General features: G+C 36.8%; 4 protein-coding genes. All 4 read right to left on the bottom strand.

Going from position 1 to position 3,201, the window contains the following annotated elements; translation table 11 throughout:
• A partial coding sequence (locus ACP5NR_RS08615) for an NAD-dependent epimerase/dehydratase family protein (protein ID WP_428006342.1) occupies nucleotides 1-286 on the bottom strand: 286 nt, incomplete at its 3' end.
• Nucleotides 287-360: 74 nt separating this feature from the next.
• Nucleotides 361-1,215, bottom strand: a complete 855-nt coding sequence (rfbD, locus tag ACP5NR_RS08620; protein ID WP_428006343.1) for a dTDP-4-dehydrorhamnose reductase — start codon at nucleotides 1,213-1,215, stop codon at nucleotides 361-363.
• Nucleotides 1,216-1,280: 65 nt separating this feature from the next.
• A complete protein-coding gene (locus tag ACP5NR_RS08625) occupies nucleotides 1,281-2,597 on the bottom strand; it encodes an RNA-binding domain-containing protein (RefSeq protein WP_428006344.1) in 1,317 nt (438 codons plus the stop codon).
• Nucleotides 2,598-2,861: 264 nt separating this feature from the next.
• Nucleotides 2,862-3,201 (bottom strand): dTDP-4-dehydrorhamnose 3,5-epimerase (rfbC, locus tag ACP5NR_RS08630; protein ID WP_428006345.1); only part of this gene is annotated, 340 nt, incomplete at its 5' end.

The raw sequence follows: 3,201 nt of genomic DNA on the forward strand, positions 1-3,201 counted from the left end.
GAGAAAAGCATTCGAATTTAAAAGACAACCTTTTTGATTCGGTTTCATCTTTAAGACTTTCAAGAGAAAATACATTTTTCGCGATACGCTTTTCGATCAATTTCAGATCATGCTGATACGTAGGAATTAACAAATTAGAATCATCGAGAAACTCTTTGAGGTTATCGAGCACACCGGCGTAGGTTAAAGCGTCGAGAACTATTATCTTATCGTTTGTATTTGCAAGCCTGTGCTTTACAAAATTACTTCCTATAAATCCAGCCCCTCCTGTGACGAGTAAAATCATAAAAACCTCCTATTGTCTTGTAGTAAACTACACGTGGTATGTAGTGAATCAATTTTGTCTCTACCCGCTACATACTACCTGCTACCCGCAATCTCTTTTATGAATCTTTTCGTTTCGTCTTTCCACTCTGCTAAATTATACCCTATCGTCTCCATTACAGGAAAACTGTCCATGAAAGAATATCCCGGTCGCTTCGCCGGCGTTTTGAATTCATCGCTTTTGACAGGTATTAACGTTCCTTTCCATCCGATCAACTCAAGTATGTACTTTGCCCATTCATACCTTGAACATGGTTGAGGACTTGTAATGTGGTAAAGACCATAAGCGCCTGTGTCAATTAAATCGAGTGTGGCTTTTGCAAGATCAATCGCGTACGTGGGCGACGATATCTGATCGTCGACAACCTTTATGACATCGTTCTTTGATGACCACTCGATTACCTTCTTTGCGAAATTCGTCTCATTGCCTCTACCAAAGACCCAACTTACACGAATCAAAAAATACCGTCGAGACAGAGATTGAACAAATCTTTCTCCCAATAATTTACTCTTTCCGTATTGATTTATGGGATTTGGATCGTCCGCTATCGTGTAAGGAGCATTCTTGAGGCCATCAAAGACATAGTCTGTGCTGTAATGGACAAGCGCTATATTGTTTTCTTCACACGCGATCGCTAAATTCCTTGGTCCAATTCCGTTGACAAGATAAGCGTTCTGCCAGTCCTCTTCCGCTTTGTCGACGGCATTGTACGCGGCGCAGTTTATGACAACATCTGGCTTTTTTGTCCTTATGGCATCTCTTACGGATTTGAGATCTGTTATGTCCAAAGATTTATGATCGAACGCGTCGAAAGAAATTCCTCTTTTGTCCAATTCCCTCAAAATTTCTTTTGCAAGTTGTCCGTTAGAGCCTGTAATAAGAAAATTCATAAAACCTCCAATTCGGTTTGTGGCGCGTAGCACGTGACTTGTGGTATGTAGCGAGTGGCAAATGATTAGATTTTGTATTTTGTATTTTTTGCCGTGCCGATTTTTTGAACTATTCCAATTTTGACAAGGTTATTCAAATGTTTGACTACCGTCGGAATAGATATGTTTAATTTTTTTGCTATTTCTGAACTGCTGTGTTCAATATCAAGCAACGCAATTATTCTTTTATCAGTGTCATCAAACAATTGATCGTATTTTTTAGAAATCTTAATCTCAGTGTACGAAATATATTCTGTGTACTCAAAGGAAGAAAAGCCATGCTTCTCTATTTCGCTCTTTATTCTTTTTATTCCTGAACCATATTTCTCAACATATCCCATCTCGAACATCAATCTTGAAATCTCTGGATTTCTCGGCTTATGAATTGGTTTTTCCGGAGTCACACCGTATGGAAAGGCCCCAGGATTTTTCACCAAAATATGATTAGGGAAAACAAAAATCTGTATATAGGAAGGATCATAATAATTTCTATGTATCAATGCGTTCAAAACGGCTTCTCTCAAAGCGCCATCAGGGTAGGATTTAACGGATATTCTTCTTATTTTTCCGGGTACAAGCACTTCAATAGTTTTATTTTTAGATTTAAGAATATCTAAAGTCCTTTCCGCAATTTCAGGAATTGTACCTAAGACGATTTCCCTATTTAATATTTGATTCATTGATTCATCTTTAAACTCCATTATCTCAACCTTAGAATTGGGATAATGAATTTGTGGATTTTTGACGAAAAAAAGCACCGATACCGCTTTTAACCTTTTCGTTAATGGATCCAAAAGATTTTCTTGAATAAAGAATTCATCAACACTTTTCTTAGTTGGTTCTATTCCTCTACTTTCAAATCTCATCTTTTCAAAATACTTTAGACGTTCTGTATCTACATCTTTAATGGTGAGTTTAGAAACACTCGAGTCAAAAGGAACCAGTAAACTTTCGTTGGCAAGTGACAAAAGTTCGAATGGACTTATTGGCCGATTGTTGTTTCCAACCCTCATATATACAATATTTTTGAAAGAATGAAATGCATTTGATTTTCTAACCTTTACTATTATGATCGTTAATTTTTCAATTTCAAATTCTGAAATTTCAATGGCAATAGGAGGGACAACAGAATTTGCATAGTCAGAAATTTTTCGAATCTGATCTTTTGCATCAATAACGCCTTTAATTTTTCCCTTGTCAGAAACACCAATAATCATAGTTCCGCCGAACGTATTAGCAAAGGCACAAAGGGATTCTATAGTGCGTTCAGACACTTTTTCTTTAAATTCAACTTTTTCATTTTCTCCAGTTGCTAAAATATTTATTATTTCCTGAATATCCATATTTTATCCTTTACGTTTAGTTAATGAATACTAAGGTTATAAAATTATTCATTAAGATAATAACGGTTTATGAATTTTAATGAATTATATCATATGTTCTCTTATGTCACAAAATTTTGCATCATTCTCATGAGCTCGTGGCACGTAGCGGGTAGCGCGTGGCAAATGATCTATTTCAGTTTTTCTTAAAGTTTCTACACGCCATTTTCAATTTTCAATTCTTTATTTATTTCTCGCTCCAAAATTTCCATTAGCAACCACGTACTACAACCCACCTGCCACCTGCTTAAAATCCGGTCTTTTTTTGTCTTTCTCCGACAAAATAGGCTCGATTCCGTTCAACGGCCAATCTATCCCGATATCCGGATCATTCCATATTATTCCGCAATCTTCATCTGGATAATAATAATCGGTGCATTTGTACAAAAAGTCCACCTCATCCGACAACACCAAAAATCCGTGCGCAAAGCCTTCGGGGATGTAAAACATTCTCTTGTTCTCTTCACTTAAAATAACAGAGTACCATCTTCCAAAGGTCGGAGAGCCTCGTCGAATATCGACTGCGACATCAAAGACCTCTCCTCTTACAACACGAATAAGTTTG

The organism is Athalassotoga sp. (assembly GCF_049965695.1).
Lineage (GTDB): Bacteria > Thermotogota > Thermotogae > Mesoaciditogales > Mesoaciditogaceae > Athalassotoga.